This window comes from Mucilaginibacter daejeonensis, assembly GCF_020783335.1.
GTDB classification, from domain to species: Bacteria; Bacteroidota; Bacteroidia; order Sphingobacteriales; family Sphingobacteriaceae; genus Mucilaginibacter; species Mucilaginibacter daejeonensis.
The window spans coordinates 2128716-2154024 of record NZ_CP086068.1 but is presented as its reverse complement, the minus strand read 5'-3'; the positions used below and the strand labels follow the sequence as shown (position 1 = coordinate 2154024).

General features: G+C 50.8%; 11 protein-coding genes. 1 reads left to right on the top strand and 10 read right to left on the bottom strand.

Annotation, left to right across the window (positions count from 1 at the left end; genetic code table 11):
* Positions 1–2: 2 nt before the first annotated feature.
* The 7 genes from LLH06_RS08995 to LLH06_RS08965 form a co-directional block, all read right to left on the bottom strand.
* Positions 3–1427, bottom strand: coding sequence for a sensor histidine kinase (locus tag LLH06_RS08995; RefSeq protein ID WP_228173033.1), 1425 nt, complete (start codon positions 1425–1427; stop codon positions 3–5).
* A 68-nt stretch (positions 1428–1495) separates the two neighbouring features.
* Entirely contained in the window at positions 1496–5263 is a 3768-nt protein-coding gene (locus LLH06_RS08990; protein ID WP_228173032.1) for a sensor histidine kinase, read from the bottom strand.
* Positions 5260–8406: a hypothetical protein gene (locus LLH06_RS08985; RefSeq protein ID WP_228173031.1), complete on the bottom strand. Its 3147-nt coding sequence runs from the start codon at positions 8404–8406 to the stop codon at positions 5260–5262. Before LLH06_RS08985 ends, LLH06_RS08990 begins: the two co-directional genes overlap by 4 nt.
* An 18-nt stretch (positions 8407–8424) precedes the next feature.
* On the bottom strand, positions 8425–9258 hold the full coding sequence (locus tag LLH06_RS08980; RefSeq protein ID WP_228173030.1) for a class I SAM-dependent methyltransferase: 834 nt from the start codon (positions 9256–9258) through the stop codon (positions 8425–8427).
* Complete coding sequence (locus tag LLH06_RS08975) at positions 9255–11969, bottom strand: TonB-dependent receptor (protein ID WP_228173029.1); 2715 nt, start codon at positions 11967–11969, stop codon at positions 9255–9257. Before LLH06_RS08975 ends, LLH06_RS08980 begins: the two co-directional genes overlap by 4 nt.
* 32 nt (positions 11970–12001) lie before the next feature.
* Positions 12002–15253 (bottom strand): nSTAND1 domain-containing NTPase, encoded by a 3252-nt coding sequence (locus tag LLH06_RS08970; protein WP_228173028.1) that lies wholly within the window; start codon positions 15251–15253, stop codon positions 12002–12004.
* Positions 15254–15486: 233 nt separating this feature from the next.
* Positions 15487–18876, bottom strand: coding sequence for a DEAD/DEAH box helicase (locus LLH06_RS08965; RefSeq protein ID WP_228173027.1), 3390 nt, complete (start codon positions 18874–18876; stop codon positions 15487–15489).
* Positions 18877–18988: 112 nt separating this feature from the next.
* Between LLH06_RS08965 and LLH06_RS08960 the strand changes: the two genes are divergently transcribed.
* A complete protein-coding gene (locus LLH06_RS08960; protein ID WP_228173026.1) occupies positions 18989–20134 on the top strand; it encodes an MFS transporter in 1146 nt (381 codons plus the stop codon).
* A 480-nt stretch (positions 20135–20614) separates the two neighbouring features.
* Here the strand turns inward: LLH06_RS08960 and LLH06_RS08955 are convergent, their stop codons facing one another.
* The 3 genes from LLH06_RS08955 to LLH06_RS08945 all read right to left on the bottom strand — a co-directional run bounded on the left by LLH06_RS08955 (position 20615) and on the right by LLH06_RS08945 (position 25266).
* Positions 20615–22282: a sodium:solute symporter family transporter gene (locus LLH06_RS08955; protein WP_228173025.1), complete on the bottom strand. Its 1668-nt coding sequence runs from the start codon at positions 22280–22282 to the stop codon at positions 20615–20617.
* A 47-nt stretch (positions 22283–22329) separates the two neighbouring features.
* Positions 22330–23658, bottom strand: coding sequence for a xylose isomerase (xylA, locus tag LLH06_RS08950; RefSeq protein WP_228173024.1), 1329 nt, complete (start codon positions 23656–23658; stop codon positions 22330–22332).
* 93 nt (positions 23659–23751) lie between these two features.
* Positions 23752–25266, bottom strand: a complete 1515-nt coding sequence (locus LLH06_RS08945; protein ID WP_228173023.1) for a xylulokinase — start codon at positions 25264–25266, stop codon at positions 23752–23754.
* Positions 25267–25309: the final 43 nt, after the last annotated feature.

Here is a 25309-nt window from a genome sequence, read left to right as displayed (position 1 = left end):
GCTTATTGTTCAGGTTGAGATGTGCCGTGTATCGGTATGCAAACCACGAACTCAGTATGCCCCGGCTTGCTGTTCACCTTGATGGTACCGTTGTGCTGTTGCTTTACGATACGTTGCACTACCTCGAGGCCCAATCCGGTACCCTTACCCATCTGTTTAGTGGTAAAGAATGGGTCAAATATACGGCCTTTTACATCGTCTGGGATGCCAGGACCATCGTCAGTGATGGTTATCTCGGCAAATTCCTTGTCCTTTCGGGTGCGGATGGTGAGCTCACCTTTGCCGTTCGCTTCCATGGCATCAATGGCATTATCGATCAGGTTGGTCCATACTTGGTTCAGCTCACCTACCAGGATCTTCACCGGCGGTAATTCAGGGTCGAACTCTTCGATAACGGTAATGTTGTTGGCCTTCAATTTATGTCCCAGCATGGTCAGCGTATTATGAATGCCGGCATCTACCCGGGCATATTCGTGATCGGGTGCACGGTCCATATGCGTAAAGTTCTTGATGGAGCTGATCAGCCCGGCAATGCGCTGTGCCGAATCGTGGATATCGGTCACCATCTTGTCGGACAATAACGTATCGTTGATCCACCTAAATACAGCTGAAGCGCCCGACGCGGGTACCATGTGTTGGTAAATAGCATCAAGATCGCCACATTTGAAACCCTGCTCCACAAAGTTACCGGCCATCTCGTAACCGTTCTCAATGTCATGCTCGTCCAACCAGTCGGCAAATTCGTCCTCGAGGTCGCTGCGCTGGCGCAAGCTTAGTTTGGCCACGTTCTTATTTTGAAGAATGCGGGCGATCTCAGCCTTCACCAACGGGATCTTACTCACATCGATGTTGGCGGCCAGCAATTCGGCAAAGGTTTCAGGTTGTGTTTGAAGATGCTCGCGCAGTGATGCGGCATTACGAACGATGGCCGCCGCTGGGTTGTTCAGCTCATGGGCCAAACCTGCCGAGAGCTTACCCAAGGCCATCATTTTTTCGTTCTGCTGTAATAAAGCGGTAGACTCCCTTACCCGGTTGCTCATCACGCCTACCAATGCTTGTGTAAGCTCGTAATGGTTGCGGATCAGCTCCATTTGCTTATCCATTACCAGCGTCATGATCTGGGTCTCTCCTATGGCATCGCCCACGTCGAGCGCTTTTTTGCCACGCGAATAGGGAAGATAACCGGTGATACTGCGCGCCGCCAAGGTGGCCATCTCGCGCCTTACCCCGGCTTGTGTATAGTAAAGCCTGATCTTACCGGTAATAATGTAATAAGTGCCTCTGTGAGGTTGATCGCGCTCAAAAAGGTGATCACCATCTTTGAGCACATAATGCTCGCAATTATCGATCAGCCACTGCAACTGCTCCGTGGGCACATCTTTAAGTGCTTCGGTGCCTTTAAGCCACTCTGGTGTTACTTGGATCATAGGTATTCTGTTAAACGCAAAAATAAGCCGGAGCTTGATATCTTAACGTTCTGTTGAAGCATTTACTGCTAATTATGTTTGCCCCGCACCCTTGGAAAACGCACCACGAACTCGGTATAGTTGCCAACCTCGGTATCTACGGTGATAGAGCCGTTGTGTTCTTTGATGATCTCCTGGCTTAGGTACAGGCCCAGACCTGTGCCTTTGGCCGTAGGCTTAGTGGTGAAGAACGGCGCGAACAATTGCTTCTGTTCCTGCGCAACGATGCCTTTACCGTTATCGCGAATGCTGATCACCGCCTCATCGGCTGTCAAGCTGGTGGTCACCACGATCTGAGGACGGGTGCCGGGTTGCTGGCGGCCGCGTTCGGCAACGGCATAATAAGCATTGATGAGCAGGTTATGCAGCACGGTGTTCATCTCATTGAGCAGTACCTCTACCTGGTCGTTCTGCTCATCATAACGCGTGATCAGCTCGACATCCATACCTGGAAATTCTTTGGTGCCTTCGGCAACGGCCTGATGAACACTGGTCTCCACGATCTTGTTCAAGCTTGCCGTTACAAAGTTAGCTGAACGTTCGCGCATGATGCGCTCCATACCTTTCACGATACGTGAAGCACTATTGCCGTGGTCATACACTTTTTTCATATTGCCCTTGACCGTTTCCAGCAGGTCCAGCACCTCCTCCTTGTCGGCCGGTTCGAGCTCTGGCTTGTTGATCAACTCCAATGAATCATTCACCAAGTCGGCCGAGAGCGACGAAAAGTTGTTGATATAATTAAGTGGATTGAGTATACGGTCAACGATACCTTTGGTCAACTGACCGATAGAGGCCAGCTTTTCCTGGCGGATCAATTGCTCCTGGGTATCTTTCAGGTTGGCTAAAGTGTCTTGTATGTCTTCCAACAGGGTGGTCTTGATCACTGCTGCCACAAAGTGCTCTTTCAAGTTCTTGAGCAGGCTAAAGTCGCGCTCTTCAAAAGCGTTACGTTTTTGCCAGTTCTCCATGATCATATAAGCGCGTATCTCGTTATTGAGGCGGATCACCATCATCAGGCTCGACCGGGCGCGGTTCACACTTGCCAGTTGTTCATCATTGCGGATACTTTTCACCGAGCGGACCACATAAATATCCTCATAGATCTCCTCCGCTGCAGACAGGTAGCGCGTTTGGGCGTCCTCCGGAGTGATGTGTATCTTGTCAAGGATGTCAGTATTGTAGCCGTAGCTCGCTTTGAACTTGAAACTGTTGGTCGGTTTATCGTATACCAGCATGGCAGCCTTTTCGGCACCACGTATGATCTTGGCCTTGTCTAAGATGGCTTGCAGCAAACTTTCGAGATCGATCTCTGCATTGATAGACCGAACGATCATGTTGATCTTTTCCAACTCGTTGTTCTTACCCGCCAGTTCGCGGGTCTGGTTCTCGATGGCCTCCTTTTGTACCACCACCTCGGCGGTGCGTTCTTTGATCAATTGCTCCAGCTTCAGCTTTTCCCTTAACAGCTTTCTGGAACGCAGCTTCACAACCACAAAGATGACCGCACCCAAGGCCGCTGCATAGAGAAGATACGCCCAAATGCTTTGATAGAAAGGCTGACCGATCGAGAAACGGTAAACCGCCACCGGGCTTTTGCCCCCTGCATCGTTACGGGCCTGTACTTTGAAGGTATAGCTGCCCGCGGGGAGGTTCGAATACTCTTTAGCCGTGGCGTTGCTCCAGGTAGCCGTATCGGTGTCAAAACCTTCCAGATAGTACCGGTATTGAATATTGCCGCCTGCTGCTGATGCAGAGCTGAATTCAAAGCTGATGTTGTTATTGCGGTGGTCGAGCGTGGGTATCAGTGAACGGGCCTGCTTATAGGCGGGCAAGCCATTACCGTCAAAGTAAGTACCACCGAACAGCACCGAATCGGTATTGACCTTGACCGAACGGATCAGTGCGGGCAATACTTCCCCACCATTGGTATGCTCACTGTTATTGAACAATATCAGCTGATCAGCACCACCGAGCCACACCGAAGTGCCGGTCTTGTCCGGATAGATGCTGAATATCTGTTGTTGCTGGATGAACGCCAGATCAGTGTTGATGGCCTCATAGCCTTGTTTGGTCTGTCGGTAGCCAGTAGCCTGCGTGCCATTGCCTGCCGTCACCCATAAGGTTCCATCATTACCTTGCACCATGCGCTCCAACCAGTTATTGTTGATCGCCTGGCTGCCTTTGAACAGCTCCGCATGCTCGAACCGGTTGTTCGTAGCATTGAATCGGTACGCGCCCTTGATGGTGCCGACCGTCAACTTGCCATCCACCATATTCAAATGGTTGCCTGAATTGTAAGGCAGCCCATTGCGTTGGTCGAACAGTTGCGCTTTGCCGTTATCTGGTGTGTAACGCATCAAACCTTTGGAGGGTACACCGAACCACATGTTACCGTTCTCGTCCTCTTGTATCTCGCGCACCTCAGCGGTAATGCCGGCAAGTTTTTTAATGATACGGGTAAGGGTCAGCATCGATACACCATTCAACTGACCAACATATATGTGATCAGGGTTTGTGCGTGACCGGTAAAGCGATAAGGCATAGCCCTGCATCAGGCGTTGAGCGGTCTGACCGTCATAGCTGAACACCCCATTTGACGCGGCCACCAGTAACCGATCGTTTATGGGCAGTATATCCAGGCAAGGCATACGCAGACCAGGCACCGGAACGAAGCGCATAGCCGTTGGGCTGTAGGTATACAAACCCGCATCAGTTGCTATCACGATCTGTCCTTTGTACCGGGTGATACCGGTCACGTTCCCATAAACGTTCTTTTTGTTATTGAAGAACGATAGGGACGACGGCATCTCGATGCGGGTTATATTTTTTTCAGTAGCTATCCAAAAGCCGTGATCTTTGTCTTCGTACAGGTAATGGATGTTATCGTCATACAGGCCGGTGCTGGCCTTACTATAGATCTGTTTCAATTCACCTTTAGCGGTTACTACCACTAACCCGCCGCGCGCGGTGCCAAAGGCGATCGAGCCGTCCTTTAGCCGCGCGGAGCAGGTGACCAAGTTCTGCGACAGATAGACATTAACCGTGCTCGATAAGCGTGTCACTCCAGAACTGGTGAGCATAAATAGTCCTTGATTACCGGAGCCGATCAAAATATGTTCGCTATCCACGGCCTGCATGGCATTCACCGTGACCTGCTCCGAGAATTGCTGCCCGCCGGGAATATTGACATAACGGCCGTTCACAAATTGGACAAGGCCACCCAGCTTTGGCTGCATATACAGTTTACCGTTCGGATAAAAGGCACTGATCAGCGAACCGGGTATACCTCTTACCTGCATCTTTTGGCCATCCCAAAGGATGATATGATCAGCGGTGATGAAGTAAATACCTTCTTTGCCTGCATAGCTGCTCATCACGTCAGGTTGAGCGATGTGATATTGCTTCAACTTGTCGGTCAGGCTCACGAACTGCATGGTGCCCAGTTGATCAGGCTTCAGGTAGCCGATCTCGCCCCGGGTGCCTACAAATACGCGTCCATGAGCATCGGTAACGAGGGTATTTACTTTGGTACGCTCGGTAGTAAGGATCGTACGCCAGGTGGTGCCGTCATACTCCAGTACGCCGCTAAAATTGGCGAAGTACATCACACCCCGCTGATCGGCGGCGATGGCAAAGTTTTGCCCACCGGCCTTGTAGTCTGCCGGCATGAACTCCCGTTGTATAGGTATACCGCTTTCACCCTTGCCCGTTTGCGCATAGCACATCACCGTAACGCTAAGCGCCATCATCAGGCAGAGCCATTTTGGCCAAGTATGGTTTAATATCTTCTTCATAGGGCGGCTACGTGTACTGCCTCTTTATTTAAAGTGTTTACCATTCGTTTGATGCGGATGTCGTTGCCGGCCAACAGCTCGAACATGGCGCTGGCACTGAACTTGATCCACACGGTGTCGGCCTGGGCCTGTAGCGTGAGCACCCGGCTCGAGCCATGCTGTAGGTACCAGTAAAAGTGCGATGGGTCGGTCTCCATGCCCTCGTGGTCATCCATAATGTGCAAGTGGCCGCTCAGCACAAAGTACAATGCCTCTGTGTCCTGCTCATCGGTCAGGATCAGTTCCTCTCCTTGCGCCAGGAACTGTTGCTTACCGATCTCGCACAACCGCATCAACTCGAACATGGGCAAATTCTTGAAGAACTCGTTGGTCCGAAGCCGTCCAATAATGTCGGTAAGCAGGTAGCGCTTGCGGCCCATATTCTTGAACCGTCTTACACGCTCGTTCACGCGGTAAGCGTCCACAGGCGTAAGCCTTTTGATCAGCGTACTAAGGCGGTATGGGTCGTTCCGGTTCAGGTGCCAAAGCACCGTTTCGCTATAAAGCTTGTTGTGGGCGAGCATCTGTGCTACCAGCAGGTCATCAATATCCTCAAAGGTGGCCAGCTGATGAATGGCCATGGCCTTGGTCCAAAAGTTGATCTTAGTGAGGTCTTTGTTAACGATGTCGATCAGCCGGTCCTTTACCGATAATTTTTGTTGAATGAAGTCGGCCTCATAGGCTTTGATCAGTTCGGCATGGGGCACATCATTCAGCAGCGGCATCACCAGTTTGCGCATGTCGGCAGGTACGGTCATGTCCAACACCTCAAGCGCATAGGCACGTTGTTCATGCGATGAGTTATCAAAGCTATTGATAAAGAAGCTGATCACGTTGGCATCGTACATCATTGATAGCAACCTGAACGTTAACCCGATCTTGTATCGCAGTTCCAATTCCAAGCTCTTTTTCAGATCCGCATTGTTGTCGGCGGGTTCAATATCCAATATCGCGGCCGACAGCCATACGATGGTGTCCAGTTCGTTCTCTATATAGCCCTTAATCATCGGGTGTTCGCTTACAGGGAACTGGTAATGCCTGTCGTAGAGCGCTGTGAAGATGTTGTTGCGAATATCCGGCTCCACCAGGTTGAGTTGGGCCCGCAACAGCGGATCGACCTTGGCGCTATCGATACTGGCAATGGCCTTTACGATGCGGATGTAGCTATCTTTGCTTAGGTCAGTACGGTTGAGCATGTCGGCCAGGTAGCTGAGTAAAGGCTCGCCTACGTGGCGGGTGGCATGCATGGCCGCGTAGGCCGTTTCATCATCAATGATGCTTCGCACGATGATAGGCCACAATTCCCGTTTTTTGATATTGCCCGACGACATCAGCGCCGAATTACGCACCGGGGTCACCGGGTCGTGCAATAGTTCGGTCAGTATCTTATAGCTGTTATAGTTCTGAAAGTGCGCCAGCAGGTAAGCCACACCAAGGCGGTCGTCAGTGAGCGGCGATCGCGCCAGTTCTTTCAAATGACCGATGTCTGAATGCTGCGACTTCAGCAAATAACGTTGTGCATCAAGGAGGTCATTCTTGATCACGAATGATTCATCTTTCAGGCAGCGGTCAATGGTGGGCAACGCAATGATCATGTTGCCTTGTTTCATTCGCTTCAGGATGGATGCTTGCAGTTCCGGCTCGGCCCTTGGCAACAAGCGGATCAGGATCAGATCATAGTTGGAAGGCATGATCTTGCTGAACAGGTCGAGCGCGATGTTCTTCTTCTTATGATCAGCATGTTCGAGCAGTTGCAGGTACGGACTTATCCGTAATGAATTGGCCTTGTCTTCCTTTTTCTGATAACCAGATAGCTTGGATATCACCGACCGCAGCAAATGCTTATATTCATGATACAGCTCGTACGATACCCATATCCAACCGGCAATAATCACCAGAAAGATGTAGTTGTAACCTACCACGCCGATCGAACGGGTGTTAGCTAAAAGCAGCAGCATCCCTCCGGCGAAAATGAACCCAATGGATTTGGAAACCCCTTCTACCTTGCTCTGCAGCGATAACCTGTGCTCGATCGGCACGGGCTGATACAGGATCTGGAACGACGGGTCGAAGAACAACGTGCGCACCACCCGCACGAACAACCTGCTCAGGATGATGAACGAAAAGAAAAGCCCGGCCGTACCATAGATGCTTCCCAGCACCGCGGCAAGCGTGGTGGAGAACAGCAGTAATACCGGCAGTAACAAGAGCGTGACCAACAGACCATACTTGGTGAGTATGCGCCCGGACAGGAACGTCTTCAAAATAAATTCGGCTACCGACATGGTACCCATAAACAAACTGATGAAATGACCGATCACCTGTGCGTTCACGAACTGAAGCTTTACCTGCCCTAAAAAGATAAAATCAACATAGAATGTGGCAAATAGCGGGAACAGGGCCAGCACGAATATGAGCAGGAAATACCGGTTCTTGAAGATAGATGAGGCTTGCTTTTCTTCTTTAGTAGCTGGCGGCGCTGCATGCCCGATCTGCCCGTGTAAGTAACGCGTGATCACCGGCATCAGGACGAGGCAGATCACTAAACCAGCCATCGACAGATATAACAGGTCAGCCGTTTTGATCGAGTGCAACAGGATCGGCACCGACAAAAAGCTGATCACCCGGGCCAGTATCTCGCCCGAACCAATGAGCCCGAACAACCGCTTGGCCTGGCTTAGGTTAAATATTTTGGCCGCTATACCCCAAAAACCTATACCGTTCAATAACAAGAATATATTGTACCAAACGAACAGCGCGTATACGGCCACGCCGCTTTGCTTAATAAAGTATTCGACCGATAGCGCTACCACGCTGATGAAAAGAAAGATCCCGCCGCCAATGAACAATTTGGAGAACGACACATAGCGCTGCATCCGCTTGAAGAACAGCCATACGATATAACTTATCACACCTTGCCCCACGTAAGCGTACGGCAGCATGGACGTCTCGAACTTACCCACAAAGAGCGAGGTGGAGGCCGTGTAAAAATAAGCGTACGCCAGCCCCATAAAAAATGAGTAGGCGGTAAGTAAAGCCACCACCTTTTCTTCACCTTTTTTAAGGTTAAAAATACGATGAGCTATGGCGGCTTTAACAGGCATTATGGTTCAAGGTGGCTCTTATCGAACAGGCTTTTGCAGGGAGAAGATCCCGCGTTTAAAATTAATGTAGATATCGTCGTCATTGGTGTTGATGTTCAGCTTTTTGAACGTATCAGCACCCAGCTCATGGGCGATGTGCAGGATATGCTCGTTCCATGCGGTTAGCTTGGAGCGATCGCCGGCGAATTCCTGATCGAGGCGGTTGATGGTGTGCAGGTGATAATCAAAAGTAAAGAGCTTTTGAAAGTTGACGAACCCGGCTTCCAGCATCAGGTCACGAAAGTCATCGTTCAGCAAAAAGTGCCTGTTCTGCACCATGGAGCCAAAGCCGGCTAACTCATCTTTTTTACGGATCACGCTGGCAAAGAACCGGTGATCGGCGGCTTCCAGATCAGGGTTCCATACCACTATTCTACCACCAGGCTTTATGATCTTGTATAGATCACCGATAAGTTTCTTCTGCACATGGGCTGGTAACTCATGCAGGAACATCTTACAGATCACCAGGTCATAATGTTCCGGTTCCAAAGTCAATTCGCCGGCATCCTGGTGCAGATACCGCACCACTGAAGTGTTTTGATGCCTCTCGAGCAAAGCGCTGATCTGCTCCTCTCCTTTTTTGAGCTGGAACATGCCACCATCTAACAGGTCATATGCAAAACTGACCTGCGGTTGTCGCTGCAACAACCTGATCATTACTGATCCGTATCCACCTCCCACATCGATCACCTTTTCGCCATCCTTCACATTCAATGCGGCAATGAACTGATCAAAGTCCGATTCCGATTCGGCATGCACCACCGAATAATCGGCGTTGCGCACTTCGTAAGCGTTCAAAACTGGAGGTTTCATAGATCGTATTTTAGGGTCAGTAAAAAATTACGGTCGCGCTGGGCCACATAAGGCACAAAGCCTGATATGGCATTAGTAAAGTTCGCATTGGCATTACGTGGTCCCGGGTTGTAATACAGCGTATTCAGCAGGTTATTTACCGTCAACTGCAGCGTAAAGCGCTCCAGGTCCTTGTTCTTGTAGGTCAGTGCCGAGTTGAATACTATAAAGGCAGGTATCTTATCGGTATCATTAACACCGCTGTTGGCCGGCACGGTAGTACCTGTACCTACCGGTTTGGCATCTACGTAGTTGCCACGCAGGTTGATGTTCAGGTTATTCTTCTTATACAACAAAGCGTAATTAACGCCCGCGTTGAACTTCCAGGGAGCTATATCGGCAATGACCTGTTCCTCAAAATTGGCCACCGAGCTGTTGGCCGTTTGCCTGGCCCGGGTGTAAGTGGCATTGAAGTAAGCGTCCCAGCGGGAATTACGCGGGCGGTAAAGGAGGTTGCCTTGAGACGTTACGATCGAATATTGCCCGTTATTCTGGTTGATGGTCTTGGTGGGGTCGTTAGGGTCGGCACCGCCCGATACCGCATCAATGATGGATGAGTAGGCCGCAGAGATGTCCCAATTCAAAGCCGTCAGGCCGTGTTTGTTCAATAGCACCACTTCATAGTTGCGTATCTTTTCGGCACGGAGCGTTGGATTGGCGTTACGCGTGGTACTGGTAGAGAACTTGGTGAACTGGGACGGGTTTTGAATACCCTGCGAGTAAATGAGCTTCAATACAGTGGTCTTCAACGCTGCTACCAACGCGATCTTTGGTGAGAAGACCTGACCGAAACCGGCGTTGGTGTTGACACGGTTACGATCGAATCGTCCGCCCGCGGAGGCATACAGCACCGAATCCTTTATCTGGTAAGTGGCCTGGCTATAGATACCGATATCGACCGTGTTGTACTGGTTACCACCTTTAGGCAGGGTGGCCGTGGTGCCTTGCTCCTGTGCATAGGCCACGGTGCTTTGATCGATCGGGTCGGCCGTGGCGTAGTTGCTGTAGGTCAGGTAGTCGCCTTGTAACTGGCTGTAACGATACTCAAAACCGCTCAGGATCGACAGGCGGTTGTATGTGTAACCCACTTTGCTATCGGTACGGAACTGCTGCCCTTTATAGTAGTAGAATCGGTTAGTGAAACCTACCCGGTTACCATCCACCAACTCCGACGGTGTGATAAGGTTGAATAACGACAAGCGGCTAACCTCACTGTAAAAAGTATTGGCCGCTACTAAGTTAGAAGCCTTATCTAATCCTGAGATCTCGTACGAGGTCAGGTTCGAGAATGTGAACCTTTCTAAGCGTTTATCATAATTGGTGTATAGCGTGGTGTTGATCGGCGCCCATCGGCTGCCGTTATTGGTGCCAGCCGCGTAAAGGCTTTGGTAGTAGTTGAAACTTTCGCGAAGCTTCCAGGTCCTGAATCCTGCTTCAAAGTTATCGCTACGGATCTTGCCGCTCAGGAACCAGTCTGACGCTTGATTGGCATAGCTAAGTGGGTTACCGTTCACGGTAGAAGCCATAGCGGCTTTGTCGGCGGCCCGCGCCCGGCCGATCAGGCTGTTGAGTGAGTCGGGGTTCACACGAGCGGTCACCGTACCGTTAGCGTTCACCGTACGGCGAAAGTAATTGGCGCCGTACTTGGCCAACGCGGCATCTACCACAGCGGCGGTGCCACTATAGCTTAACCTGTTCAAATTGGTGGCGTAGATGCTATTAGGCACCTTATCTACCTGGCCGGGACCATACTGGTAAAAACTTTGAAAGCCGAGGTTGCGCTCATTGGAACGATAGTAAGCCCCGGATAGCTGGTAAGTGAAACCGCCCGACTTGCCGCCGAGCGTAATGTCCACATTGCGGGTATTGTAACTACCGATCGAGAAATTGCCGGTAGCATGCAGGCCCAGGGTACTATCGGCGCTGGCCGTGTATGGTTGTAGCTTGGTGCGCGTAAGATCTTTGTACGACTTTGTGATGATGTTGATCGCCCCCACAAAAGCACGCGGTCCATACAGTGTTGAGGCCGGGCCATAGATCACCTCCACCTCGCTGATGTTAGTGAGCGGGTACTGGCGCGATATGTAGGCGATATTCGACCACACATCGTTCTCCTCCACACCATCGATCATGAAGAGGGTTCGTTCGGTGTTCTCCTGTCTGAAACCGCGCTGGTAGATATTAGCGTAGGTTACCGAGTTGGTGCGGGATATATCGAATCCCGGCAGATCGCTTAGCAGGTCGACCAGGTTGCCATAGCCGCGTTTAGCCATATCGGCGGCCTTGATCACGATCACGGAGGCCGGTGTGAGGTCGATATCCTCGGCCTTTTTAGATACGGACGAGATCTGGCGCTCGGCCAAACTATCCTGCACGTAACGCACCATGTTCTTGAACACGGCAGGGTCATCATCCGTAATATAATTTCCAGGCTTGGAGCGCACATACTCGGCCACGTTTTGCAACGAGTAACTGTTAGAATCAAGCGCGAGGTAGATCTTGGCCTTCAGCTTAAAGTACTCGCTGGTGCGTGAACCTGAGCATTTTTGAAACTCCTCGACCAACTTCAGGGCATCGTTCAGCTTACCGCTTTCGTACATATCACGGGCAATGGCCAGCCTACTCGCACAGGTATCAGCCTTTTGCGCCTTTACCTGATATGGGGCAAGCAAAACTATTGATAAACAAATGAGTATATATCGACTCATGAAGCTTTGGTTATATATTTAGTGACCATGGCCGTCCAAAAATCATCGAAGGATTTGTACTTGCCCGCCCACAGTTTTTTATAGATATCGGCACCGATCTCTTTCTCAATGTCGTGCTCCTTTACGTCGCCGGTGATCAGCTTACGGTCGGCCGTGATGTCGGTCAACTCCTGCAGGGCAACGCGCTCGGTAGCTGGCCACAACTGAAGTATTCCCCTTTGCCCTACCGATAATACGTAGCGATAGTTGGGCGACACGGCAATGTTGCGCACCCAACTCTTGCGTTCCTGGAAGATGAGGTCTTCACCCTTATCCTCCTTGCTGCTTTGCCATTTGGATAGCCTGACGGTATTATCGAGCGAACCGGTGATCAGCGTGCTTTGGTCACGGTTAAAGGTAATGCCCGTCACGCGTGAACTATGGCTGTTAAAGCGTGAATCAAGCGTTGGGCGTGAGCCGGTGATATCGTAAAGTTCGGTGTTGCCGCCGTCGGTGCCTATGGCCAGCAGTTTGTCATTATTACTGAGGGTCATGCTGCTCACCTTGTCGCGCAGCGTGATCACCGTGTTGATGGCCACCAGGTCGGCATCATCGTTTAGGGTAAGCAGGCATACCGAGTTACCTTGTGCTAAATAGATGTTCACCTTATCGCCGATCACCTGGGTACAACCCGACTGTGAGGCATTATCGAACGACGACCTGCACAGTTGGTAGCGGTTCACCAGCTTGTAAGCACCGGCATTGTAGTTGTAAATGCCCGCGAACTTATCGCTCTTGACCACAAGGCGATAGCCGCTGCTTGCGGGTATAAAGTTGACATATTGTGCCTTGATCGCTGCGTCAGGCAATATTGATGGTAACAAGGTCAGGTCGGCTACATTCCAGATCATGACGCGGCCATTGAGGGTTCGGCCGAGCAGAAGCTTTTTATCGGCTGATAAGTTGATCGACGTAATTCCTTCACCCACACTCCTGGTGGCCTTTTTAAGCCTGATCTGCACCGGCGTGTTGGTGATACCCCATTGCTTCACGATACCATCATCACCGGCGGTAAAGAACTCGTTGTTGGCCGTGAACACCGCGTTGCGGAGGTCGTACCCGCCAGCATCCGTCTTGACGCCGTAGGTGTAGCGCAACACTTTGTTGTAGTACCTGTTCAGTTGGGCCTTCAGCGCATCATAGATAGCGCGGTTAAGGCCGGTGCCACCGTACTCGCGGTTGATCACGTACGACAGGAAAGCCATCTGCACGCTCAACGTATCTTTCTGCGCATCACCGGCCAGCTGCGTCGACTTGAATGCGATCGAGCGGGCCTCGGTGAGCATGCGCAAGGTCTCTACCTCGCGGCGGGCCACAATGGCATTGTCGCGCTGACGGGCAGCCACCTTGCCTGAATCCAGTGCAGCCACGCGGGCGGTATCGGCCTGGCGTTTTTGATATACGGCTTTTTGACGTTGAACCTCCGCCTCGCGGCCTTGGGCTATCGCCAGGCTTTTTTGCAATTCAGCGTTATGACGTTCGCTAATGGCTGTGAGCTTTTGTTCCTCGGCCAGGCTTTGTTGTTGCGAGGCTATGCTTTGCTGCTGTTCGGCTATTTTTTGTTGTAGTACGGCTTGCTTGCGTTGCAGGTCGGCTTCCGCGCCTTCTACCTTCATCTGTTTCTCGTTATCGAGCGCTCGTTTCTCGCTGGCCTCCGCTTTAAATTTGAGGTTGAGAGCCAGCACCAGCAGTAACAAGGCGAACACGGACGCGGTACCTAAAATTATGGCCGTGCGTCGTGCGCGGCGCAACTCGTTTGCTTGCTTCTGAGCGCGCTGTTCAAGCTTAAAGGCGTTCTCTTTTTTGCTGTATGTCAGGAACGCCATGGCCCGCTCAAAGGCAGGGTCATAACGCTGAGCCCAGGCTGCGGTGGGTTGTTCGTCCTGCTGCCATTTCACGGCTTGGGCCAGGTCAGGGTCAACCCATATGCCGCCTTTACCTTGCTGATAAAGGTCGGCGGCTTTGGAGAGGCGCAGGTATAGTTCGGCAGAGCGTTCCTCGGCAAGTACCCAATCACGCAGCCGTGTCCAGATCCGCATGATGCTTTCGTGAGCGATATCGATCACCGTGTCCTCTTCCAGGCCAACGGTATACACCGGCATCAGGAACGCCCTGCCGGGTGCCCTAAACTCATCGATCACATCCACCACCTCTTGCTCGGTAGCGCCCGATAGCTCGATCAGCTCCCAAAGCTGGGCCGGGCGGCGGGTGCCTTTGTTGCTCACGGTCACATCGGTAAGCGCTTTAAATATCTTCTCGGCTATCCGTTGCTTGCGCTCACTTAAACCCGTGTATATCTCCTCCGCATGGATGGATAGCGCCGACGACATAGTGCCCACCGCCTCGTAATGCGCGATGGAAAGTTCCGAGTCGGTGGCGCTATGCTGTTTCCAATGGTCCCAAGTGCGCATCATGGCATGCTGTAGAACCGGTAGCTGGTCAAGGTCGGTGCTCAGGTCGGCCATGAGCCGTTGTACCAAACCGTCGGTGATATGCCCATGGCAAACGGCCACGGGTTTGGTAATGATGTCGTAAATACCCTCGGTGGTTACACGCGGCAGCAAGTATGAACCTTTGTTGATGGCCTGCGATAATCCATTGAATTGGGTGCAGTTGTCCAAAAAATCGGACCGCATGGACACCATTACGTAGACGGGCAGCCCTGCCGACCGCACCCCTGATAGGATCAGGTCAATGAAGCGCTGCGTATCGTGGTGGTCGTCACTTTCCAGACCGGCATCGCGAAAGCGGAACACTTCCTCGAACTGATCGATCACAATGAGCCAGTTGGGTTGCCTGGCGGTGCTGAAACGCTCATGTACCTTTTGCAGGTCGGGTGCGTCATTTTTGAGATAACGCGCCAGGATGTTCACATGATCATCATCGTCATGATAGGCATCCACTTCGCTATTGTTCATCAACGCCTCGGCAAATGAACGGAATGGGTCGCCATCGGGTCTGAAGTAGATCGTGGCCCATTTTTCCTGATCGGCATCTGACCCACGTACCACCGCCGGAATGATGCCGGCCTTGATCAGCGATGATTTGCCGCTGCCCGAATAACCGATGAGCGCTAAAAAACGAGTGGAAGATAGTAACTGAGTAACATCGGCAATGGTGCGGTCGCGGCCAAAGAACAAATGATCCTCATCAGATTCAAAGTTCCTGATCCCCGGAAATGGGTCGACCGTATATCGCGTTCTACTCATTTTCGCTTGCTGTGATGTGGTGTTGAGATCGCATTTGAAGGCCTGTTGTACCGGCCCGATAAGGATGCATCACGGCGCAAAAAGCTACCGCAAGGCAAAAGATCTTGTGACCAGTTTAAGACCCTTAAATATAGTCACATTTAACCATTAAACAGATCTTAAAACTAATTTCTTAAATTTTTGTATTGACCCTTACAAATTTGATGATCAGGACGTAACGCTCAGCATCACGATCAAATGTTCTCCGCCGCGTGATGCGGGTGCTTCAGGAGGCTGAGCAGCTCTTCGCGATCCAAAGGCAGGGAGTTGCCGCTGGTGATCAAACGGTCCACCAGGTCCTTCTTGTTCTGCTGAAGGATCATCATCTTTTCCTCTACGGTATCGGTGCAGATCATACGTACGGCCACCACATGCTTGTCCTGTCCTATGCGGTAAGCACGATCAATGGCCTGGTTCTCGGTGGCAGGGTTCCACCATGGGTCTACCAGGTACACATAGTCGGCCGCGGTAAGGTTAAGGCCCGTACCACCGGCTTTCAGGCTCACCAGGAATACGCGGGTGTCAGGGTTGGTCTGAAAATCATCCACCACGGCTTGCCGGTCGCGGGTGCTGCCGGTCAGTTTAGCGAAGCCTATGCCCTCTTTGTTCAAGGCCTGGCCGATCAGATCCAGCATGGTCACAAATTGTGAAAATACCAGGATCTTGTGCTGATCGGTGCGCGAACGGAGCTGCTCCAATAGCATCTCGATCTTGGCCGACCGCTCACCCGGCAGCTTCTCCCCTTTTAGCAGCAGCGGCGAATCGCAGATCTGACGCAAGCGGGTTATACCCCTCAGCACATGCATCGAGCTATTAGGCAATTCCTCCTGTGTGGTGGCCGATATGAACTCCCTGAACTCGCGCTCGTAAGCATCATACATCTTGCGTTGCTCCTCGAGCATGTCGCAATACAACACCATTTCTGTCTTTTCGGGCAATTCGGCCGCCACTTCGCGCTTGGTTCGGCGTAGCACGAATGGCGATACACGTCCCCTTAACTCCTGCAGGCGCGTATCGACCTTGAATTGATCGATGGGCATGAGGTAGATCTCTTTAAAATATTGCTTACTGCCCAACAGTCCCGGACTGGCGAACGACAATTGCGCATACAGGTCGAGCGTGTTGTTCTCAACCGGTGTGCCTGTAATGGCTATGCGGTTACGGGCCTTGAGCAAACGGGCCGCTTTGTAACGTTGCGATGACGGGTTCTTGATATTCTGCGATTCGTCGAGAAAGACGTAGTTAAAGTCATGATCTTTAAGAAATAGCACATCAGACAATAGCGTACCGTACGAGGTGATGACCACATCATAGGTCTCATAGCCCTGTGTGTTTCGCTTCCGGTCGGGCCCGTAAAGCGTATGTATCTTGAGCGATGGCGCGAACTTTTGGAATTCGGCCTGCCAGTTGAAGATGAGCGATGTGGGTACCACCAGCAGATCTGTGGCCGGGCCTTTGCGTTCGCGCTGCGACAAAATGAATGCGATGATCTGCACTGTTTTACCCAAACCCATATCATCGGCCAAGCAACCGCCAAAAGAGAACTCATCTAAAAAGTTGAGCCAGTTGAGGCCCTGCGATTGGTAATCGCGCAAGGTGCCGTTGAAAGCGTTGGGGACATCGACGTGTTCGATCCGCTCAAAATCAGCCAGCTTTTGTCTGTAGGTATGTAGCTGTGTGCGTACCGCCTCGTCAAGCATTTCATCATCGTATAAATCGTTGATGATGTTAAAGTTAGCGCGCGATACATGCAGTTCATCTTCAATGATCTCACCGGCGTTAAAATAATCGGCAAAGCGCGCTATCCACTCCGCTGGCAATACGCCCAAGGTGCCATCATCCAACTGTACGAATTTGCTTTTGTTACGGATGGCTTTATGCAGATGCTTGAGCGATGCCTTTTGCTTGCCAAAGCCGGCCTTGATCTTGACATTGAACCAGTTGATACCGCTTAGTATATCAATGTTGACGCTCAGCTTATTGCCGTTCAGCTTGTTGTTACTGATCTCGTTAAAGCCCAATATAGTGATGCCCGCATCGCGCCAGGCTTCGAACGCATTCAGGAACCATTCATGATCCAGAAAGATCCTTTTGTGCAGATAGAAGTATTGCAGGTCATCGGTGATCTGTTCCTCAAAGTATGGATGCTGCCTGATGAGTAGCGAGAGCATCTGCTGTTCGGCTTCGTCATTACGCTTTACGATGAAGTATTGCCCTTTTTTATCTATCCCGTGAATGATCTTTTGGCTACGAATGGGGATCTCCATCTCACCGTAGCGCATCACCGGCAGGACCATCACATGCTGACCAAAGTCTGAAAGGTAAATGATCATTTCATTTCCCTGTTCAAAGCCCTGATCTTTCAGTTGGCGCGGTGTGGCCGGTTTGAGGTAAGTATAGTTCACGGCGCTACGCTCCTCCAATTTGTCGAGGATCTGAGCGCGGAACTGATCATACCGGGTATGATGGATGAGCAAACGTTGCCTGCCGCCACTGAATAGCCTGATAGCGCCCAGCATTTGCAGATCTTTGACCAGGTAGAACGCCTGACCGACACCGACCATGCAATCATATTTGACCTCGAGCGTGGCCAGGTCATGATCGGTCCCGTAGATCATCAAGCTGGCCGACACTTCGTAGAACTGGCCTTTTTGTTCGACCTTGAATTTGATAGCGTCAGTGATGCGCCCCACTTCCACACGGTCAAGCGATGTCGCGTTCACATTCTCCGACCGTTCGGGCTGGTGAACATAACAGGCTAACCCTAATGGGTTGCGGAAAATGGCCTTCAGGCTTTCCAACGCGGCCTCGTCGATCTTATCATGCCCGTTGGCTTGCGATGCACCTATGGCGGCGAAAAACTTCAGTTCGAGGGAATCATTGGTGCGCCACATCTGATCGAGCGCGGCCACCGGTGCGAGCGGATTCTTGATACGGCCCTCCTTGCTTAGCGGGGCGTCATACAACTCGACCAATAGATGCTTATAGAACTTATGTTGCCTGAATACCAGAATGCGGGCGGTGCTTTCGTCGGTATCAATGTTCAGCGTCGGTGCCTGCGGCTGGAACACCAATTGTTTCATGGCATCGAGGCTGGGGCCGGTAACAGCCACTAATGCCTTTTGCCTTGGTTGGATCACCGGCTGCCCGTTGGTGTAGGTCAGTTCAAAAAAGCTATCGAGTACCTGTTCATGTTGCAGGCCATAGTCCTGCGCTACCATTCTGAACTTTTGCTGGCGCATGGCATCATCAAAAAAAATGCGCAGATCGGGCTTATTCAGCAATTGCAGTAGCACGCGGGCCTGGTGATCGCACAGCTGTTCATGCAACGTACGGCAAGGGCAAGTGAGCCACAAACGGCCGTCCTGCTGCTGCACCTCCACCACCGGGAAATAATTAGGGTTCACCTTGCTGGTGAATAGGCCGCGGTTGGGTGCTAAAAAGATGACCTGCAAAGGCTCTGGCAAAGGATGAACGTTACCCAGCGTGTTACGAGCAATGATCAGCTCAGTGAGCCCATTTACCGTGAAAGGTAAAATGTAAGGCTGCTCCGCGTCATTATTGCCCGTTAAGGTATCGTTCATAGTACGCAAAGTTATCGTATTGTGCCGACATGAATAGTGCATTTAATGCGGAGTTAACAATGTTGAGTTTTAAGGTACTTTAACCTGCCTGTTTTTGTATTTTTGTGGGCAAATGACCCATCCAACCAACAGGTCGGCACGCGAGCTTCGTATCGGGTGCGCTGTTTTCTTTTTTATTTCAGGTTTTGGCTATTCATCATGGGCCTCGCGCATACCTACGGTGCAACAACGCCTGCACTTCAACGAGGCGCAGTTGGGGTCATTATTGTTCGCCCTGCCTATCGGGCTCATGCTCACCATGCCGATCACGGGCAACCTGCTAAGCCGTTATACCAGCCGCAGTATCATGATCTTTGGGGCAATGGTGTTTAACGTTGTGCTTTGCCTGCTGGGTTTAGCTACCGAGGCCTGGCAATTTGCCATCATCCTATTTGCCTTTGGGTCGGGCCGTAATTTGTTGAACTTGTCGGTGAATGCGCAATCGGTAGGTGTGCAATCGTTATACACCCGATCGGTGATCACCACGTTTCACGGCATTTGGAGCCTGGCCGGTTTTGCCGGTGCTGCCGTTGGCTACCTGATGGTGAAGTTGAATATATGCCTATTATACCACTTGGGCAGCGTGAGCATCTTGCTGTTCATCTTATCTGCCTACTTTTACAGCTATACCTTTTACCAAAAGCCTAAACCGGTAGAGAAGAAGCCCCTGTTTCTGCTTCCCGATAAACACATGCTCAAATTTGCGGTGATCTGTTTTGCCTGTATGGCCTGCGAGAACACCATGTACGATTGGAGCGCTATATACTTTGAGAAAGCCGTACAAGCCTCACGCAGTACATCTACCGGTGCTTTTGTGGCTTACATGGTGGCCATGACCATCGTACGCTTCACGGGCGATAAGATGGTGACCCGCTTTGGGATCAAGAATATGCTGAAGTACAGCGGGTGGTTCATATTCGGTGGTCTGTTACTGGCTGTTGCCCTTCCCTATACCGTACCTGCAATAGCCGGCTTTATGTTGGTGGGTGCAGGCGTATCGTGCGTGGTGCCGCTGGTGTTCAGTATCGCCGGCCGGTCGGCTACGTTGAGCAGCGGTGCTGCCATCGCTTCCATATCCAGCGTAGGCTACCTCGGCTTTTTACTTGTACCGCCTTTTGTGGGCTATGTGGCCCAGGCCGCAGGTATGCGCTGGTCGTTCGGGCTGATCGCCCTACTGGGCGCGCTGATCGTGATCATGGTGCGCAAGATCGAGGAGTGATCGGTTGCGCGCTTTGTGTTTCGAGTTGCGGGGCCGGGGTACTGTCACGGATCATTTATGTTGGATGGACGATCTGGTGGGTGATCGAACGGTCGATATAAATATTCCACGACCGGTATATCGGCCTAAATCACCGCCGATCACAAAGCGTTTCAGCGGATGTTACATTTGCAAAAAAGTGTTACAGCGATGTAACAGAATTCCCCAACTTTCCCCACTTTTCGGCATTACGAAATTCGTAAAAACCCAACTTTTTCAAGAAAAAACCACATTTATCGAAAATGTAACACCAGATGTAACACTTTTTGAGTGAAATGTAACACTCGAAAAGATCATCATCTTGTCGCAAAACGCCCTTTGTAACCAGCTTGCGAACGGCGATCACCAATTTTGTAATGAGCAAATTCCTTTAATAAAATATATCCAAAAAAAAGCGGCGACCTTAAGAGGCCGCCGCTCGTACAAAGCTTGTTCTGCTGACTACCAAAGTAGTGAGTAAAGGGCAACTAATATGCCGCAGATCAATAAGGCGCCTACTGCAAATGAACGTGAGGTCTTGAACATAGAGGCATCTACTTCTAAGCCATTGGTCTTTACGCCACGAGCGGTCTCGATGGTACTGATGATCCACATACCGATGATACAGATAATGAACACAAAGCCCATACGATCCAGGAACGGTATCTCGTAAACACCATCTTTGTTAGGAACCGCGAAACCATATTTGTACAACCATGAAAGGTCGGTCCAGTTAGGCAGGAATTTGAAGATCACCGAGAAGATAAAACCACCGATAGTAGCGAACAGGGCCGCATTTGAGGTAGCTTTTTTCCAGAAGAAACCCAAGATGAACATGGCGAAGATACCCGGAGATACGAAACCGGTGTACTCCTGAATAAAGGTGAAACCGCCTTTTTTATCGATACCCAGGAACGGAGAGATCACCACACCCAAGATCATAGCCACAACAACGGTGGTCTTACCTACGCTAACCAGTTTGTTGTCTGGAGTATCTGGTCTTAATTTCTTGAAGATATCCAGTGTGAAGATAGTAGCGATACTGTTAGCTTTACCAGCTAGCGAGGCCACAACGGCAGCGGTCAAAGCTGCGAACGAAAGGCCTTTAAAACCTGCAGGAAGCAGATTGAGCAGGATCGGGTAAGCTTTATCGGCGTTGTCGGTCAAAGCAGCTTGTGAGCCCGAATCGAACACCTGATCTTTGTACAACACGAATGCTGCGATACCTGGCAATACCACGATCAATGGCATCATCAGTTTCAGGAACGCTGCGAACAGGATACCTGCACGGGCAGTTTTCAGGTTAGCACCCAAAGCACGTTGTGTGATGTACTGGTTACAACCCCAATAGTTCAGGTTCACGATCCACATACCACCTAACAACACGGTCAAGCCTGGCAGGTCGATGAAGCTCTTGTTATCCTTTTTCAGGATCATATGGAAGTGATCATTAGCTTTTTCGCTCATGATCTTCAAGCCATTCATGATACCGTTAGAACCACTGTGCTCTGCTACTAAGGTCACCGCTATGTAGGTAGTTACCAAACCACCCAGGATAAGGAAGAACACCTGGATAACGTCGGTGAAACCGATAACTTTCATACCACCAAGGGTAATGATCACTGCAAAGAACGCCAGTGCGATCAAACAAACGGTGAAATTGATACCTGATATACCGTTAACAGCGATAGCGCCCAGGTAAAGGATCGACGTCAGGTTAACGATCACGTATAACAACAACCAGAACACCGCCATGATCATAGCCACCGTGCTATTGTAGCGCTGGTGCAGGAACTGCGGCATGGTGAAGATCTTGTTACGCAGGTAAACCGGGATAAAGAACACAGCCACGATCACCAAAGTGATAGCCGCCATCCACTCGTAGGCCGATACGGCCAGACCCATGGTAAAGCCGTTGCCGCTCATGGCCACGAACTGCTCTGCCGAGATATTCGAAGCGATCAGTGATGAACCGATGGCCCACCAGGTAAGCGACCCTTCGGCCAAAAAATAATCTTTTGATGTCGCGTCGGCATTACGCTTGCGGCGGTATACCCAAAGGCCATACACAGCAACGATCAGGAAGTAAACTAAGAAGACGATGTAATCTCCCGTGGTGAGTTCTTTCATTTTGTGTTAATACGTGATCTGAATTGGTTTATCGGCAACAAGTATACTTAAATAAACCTGTTTATCAAATTTTCCAAATACTCTTGTTTTCCACTTGTAACGGCGGGTTCGCCATGTTCTATCGCGTATGAACGCAGGTCCTCCAGGGTCAATTTTCCTTCTTCGAACTCCTTTCCTTTGCCCGTATCGAACGATACATAACGGTCGGTGCGGATCTTTTTGTAGTCGGAATTTTGCAGGATCTTATCGGCAGTGATCAGAGCGCGGGCAAATACATCGGCACCACCGATGTGTGCATAGAACAGATCAGCAGGGTCGGTAGAGTTACGGCGTATCTTGGCGTCGAAGTTGATACCACCACCTTGCAGACCACCGGCTTGCAGGAATACCAGCATGTACTCGGTCACCTCGTTGATATCGTTAGGGAACTGGTCGGTATCCCAACCGTTCTGAGCATCACCACGGTTAGCATCCAGTGAGCCTAACAGGCCAGCATCAGCAGCTACCTGCATCTCGTGAGCAAAGGTATGGCCGGCCAAAGTAGCGTGATTCACTTCCAGGTTCAGTTTAAAGTCGTTCAGCAGGTCGTAACGTTGTAAAAAGCCGATCACGGTAGCCGCATCATAATCATACTGGTGCTTGCTTGGCTCACAAGGTTTTGGCTCGATGAAGAACGTACCTTTGAAGCCATTTTTACGGGCATAGTCTTTTGAAGCGTGTAAGAACTTAGCAAAGTGTTCCTGCTCCCGTTTCATATCAGTGTTCAGCAGGCTCATGTAACCCTCACGGCCACCCCAAAAAACGTAGTTCTCGCCACCCAATGCGATGGTAGCATCCAATGCCGCCTTTACTTGTGCCGCACCGTGGGCCAACACATGAAAGTCGGGGTTGGTAGATGCACCGTTCATGTAGCGTTTGTGCGAGAAAAGATTAGCAGTGCCCCACAGCAATTTGATGCCACTGGCCGCTTGTTTCTCCTTGGCATAATCTACCAAAGCTTGCAAACGGCGGTCATTTTCGTTCACATCATTGCCGTAGTCAACTACGTCCACATCGTGAAAGCAATAGTATGGCAGACCTAATTTGGTGAAGAACTCGAACGCAGCATCCATCTTGTCTTTGGCGCGTTCTACTGCGTCAGCCTTCTCGTCCCAGGCAAATTGATGGGTAGGGCCACCGAACGGGTCGGCACCGTTACCGCAGAACGAATGCCAGTAAGCCACCGCGAACCGCAAATGCTCTTTTAAGGTCTTGCCGGCAACCACGCGGTTCTCGTCATACCAGCGGTATGCTAAAGGGTTGTCGCTTTCCGGTCCTTCAAATTTGATCTGGCCTATGCCTTTAAAATACTCTCTGTCTCCTGTTAATATGCTCATAAGTTTTGAATTGTCCTGCCGGCCATTTGATCAGGCCTGCAGGGTTGTCCGTAATTTTTATTTGATGAATGATATGGTCTAGGTAAATTGGTGCTACTGTGCGTCGAGCGCTTGTTCTATTGAGTCTTCGGCAGTAAGTTGTGCATCTAATAATACCTTCCACTCCTGGTAAACCTGCTCCATTCCGTTGCCCTCCTGTGGAGTAATGGTCTGTATCTTCTCCATGCCTTTAAAAGCCTCGGCCGGTGTAGCGAATATACCCGCGCCTATACCCGCTCCTAATGCTGCACCAACGCTACCGTCGTTGTTGTACAGTTCTACCGGCACGCCGGTCACGTTAACGAAGGTCTGCGCAAAAAGATCGCTCAGAAAAAGGTTGGCCTTACCTGCACGGATCACGGTCGGGTTCATTCCATTACCGCGCATAATGTCAAGACCATATCGGAACGCGCAGGCTATGCCCTCTTGGACCGCACGGAAGATGTGTGAACGGTCATGCAGGTTGAGGTCGATATGATGAAAATGCACGCCTACCAATTTGTTACACAGCATGCGCTCAGCACCGTTTCCGAATGGCAGTATACGGAGGCCCGAACTCCCTTCAGGGGCGCTCTTAGCCATTTCGTTCATTTCGGTATAACCGATGTCCGAGCCAAATAAGTTCTTGGCCCAGCGGTTAAGGCTACCTGTGCCATTGATACAAAGCAGTATACCTAAGCGTTGATCTGTTTCGGTATGGTTGACGTGGGCAAATGTATTCACCCTTGATAGTGGGTCGTAGGCCAGCTGATCACTCACGCCGTAGATCACCCCCGAGGTACCCGCCGTTGCCGCTACCTCACCAGGTTGAAGCACATTCAATGATAAGGCATTATTAGGCTGATCACCGGCTTTGTAAGCAACCGGTATACCAGCACGCAGACGAAGCTGCTGAGCCACCTCACTTGTCACCTCGCCGTGGACAGAGAACAATTCCCTTTGTTCGGGTATCAGATCATCTTCGAACCCGAAGGCGTTCATCACATCGGTTGAAAGCTGTTTATCTTTGAAATCATAAAATATACCCTCACTAAGTGCTGATGCCGAAGTGGTGATCCGCCCGGTCAACTTCATCGCTATAAAGTCACCTGGCAGCATGACCTTGTCGATCTTGCTGTAAACTTCTGGCTCATTGTCTTTAACCCAGGCCAGCTTGGCGGCGGTGAAATTACCGGGTGAGTTGAGCAGATGCGATAGGCTTCGCTCCTCACCTATTTGTTCAAATGCTTTATCGCCATAAGGCACAGCGCGGCTATCGCACCAAATGATGCTGTTGCGCAATACCTGCTGATCTTTATCTACCAGTACCAGTCCGTGCATCTGGTAGGCTATACCGATCGCGGCGATGTCGGATGGGTCATAGCCGCCTTTCGCATGGCAGCGTGCCATGGCCTGTTGGGTCTGCTCCCACCACATGTCAGGCGACTGCTCGGCCCAGCCCAATTGAAGTGACATAATGGGCGACTCTGTATCAGGATATTGTGCTGATGCCAGTGTAAGTTGTGACCTGGCGTCCACCACCGATACCTTCACCGATGATGTGCCTATGTCGATACCTAATAATAACATTTGTTGGTCGTAAGGAATGATCTGTTTATAATGGTCCGACGCT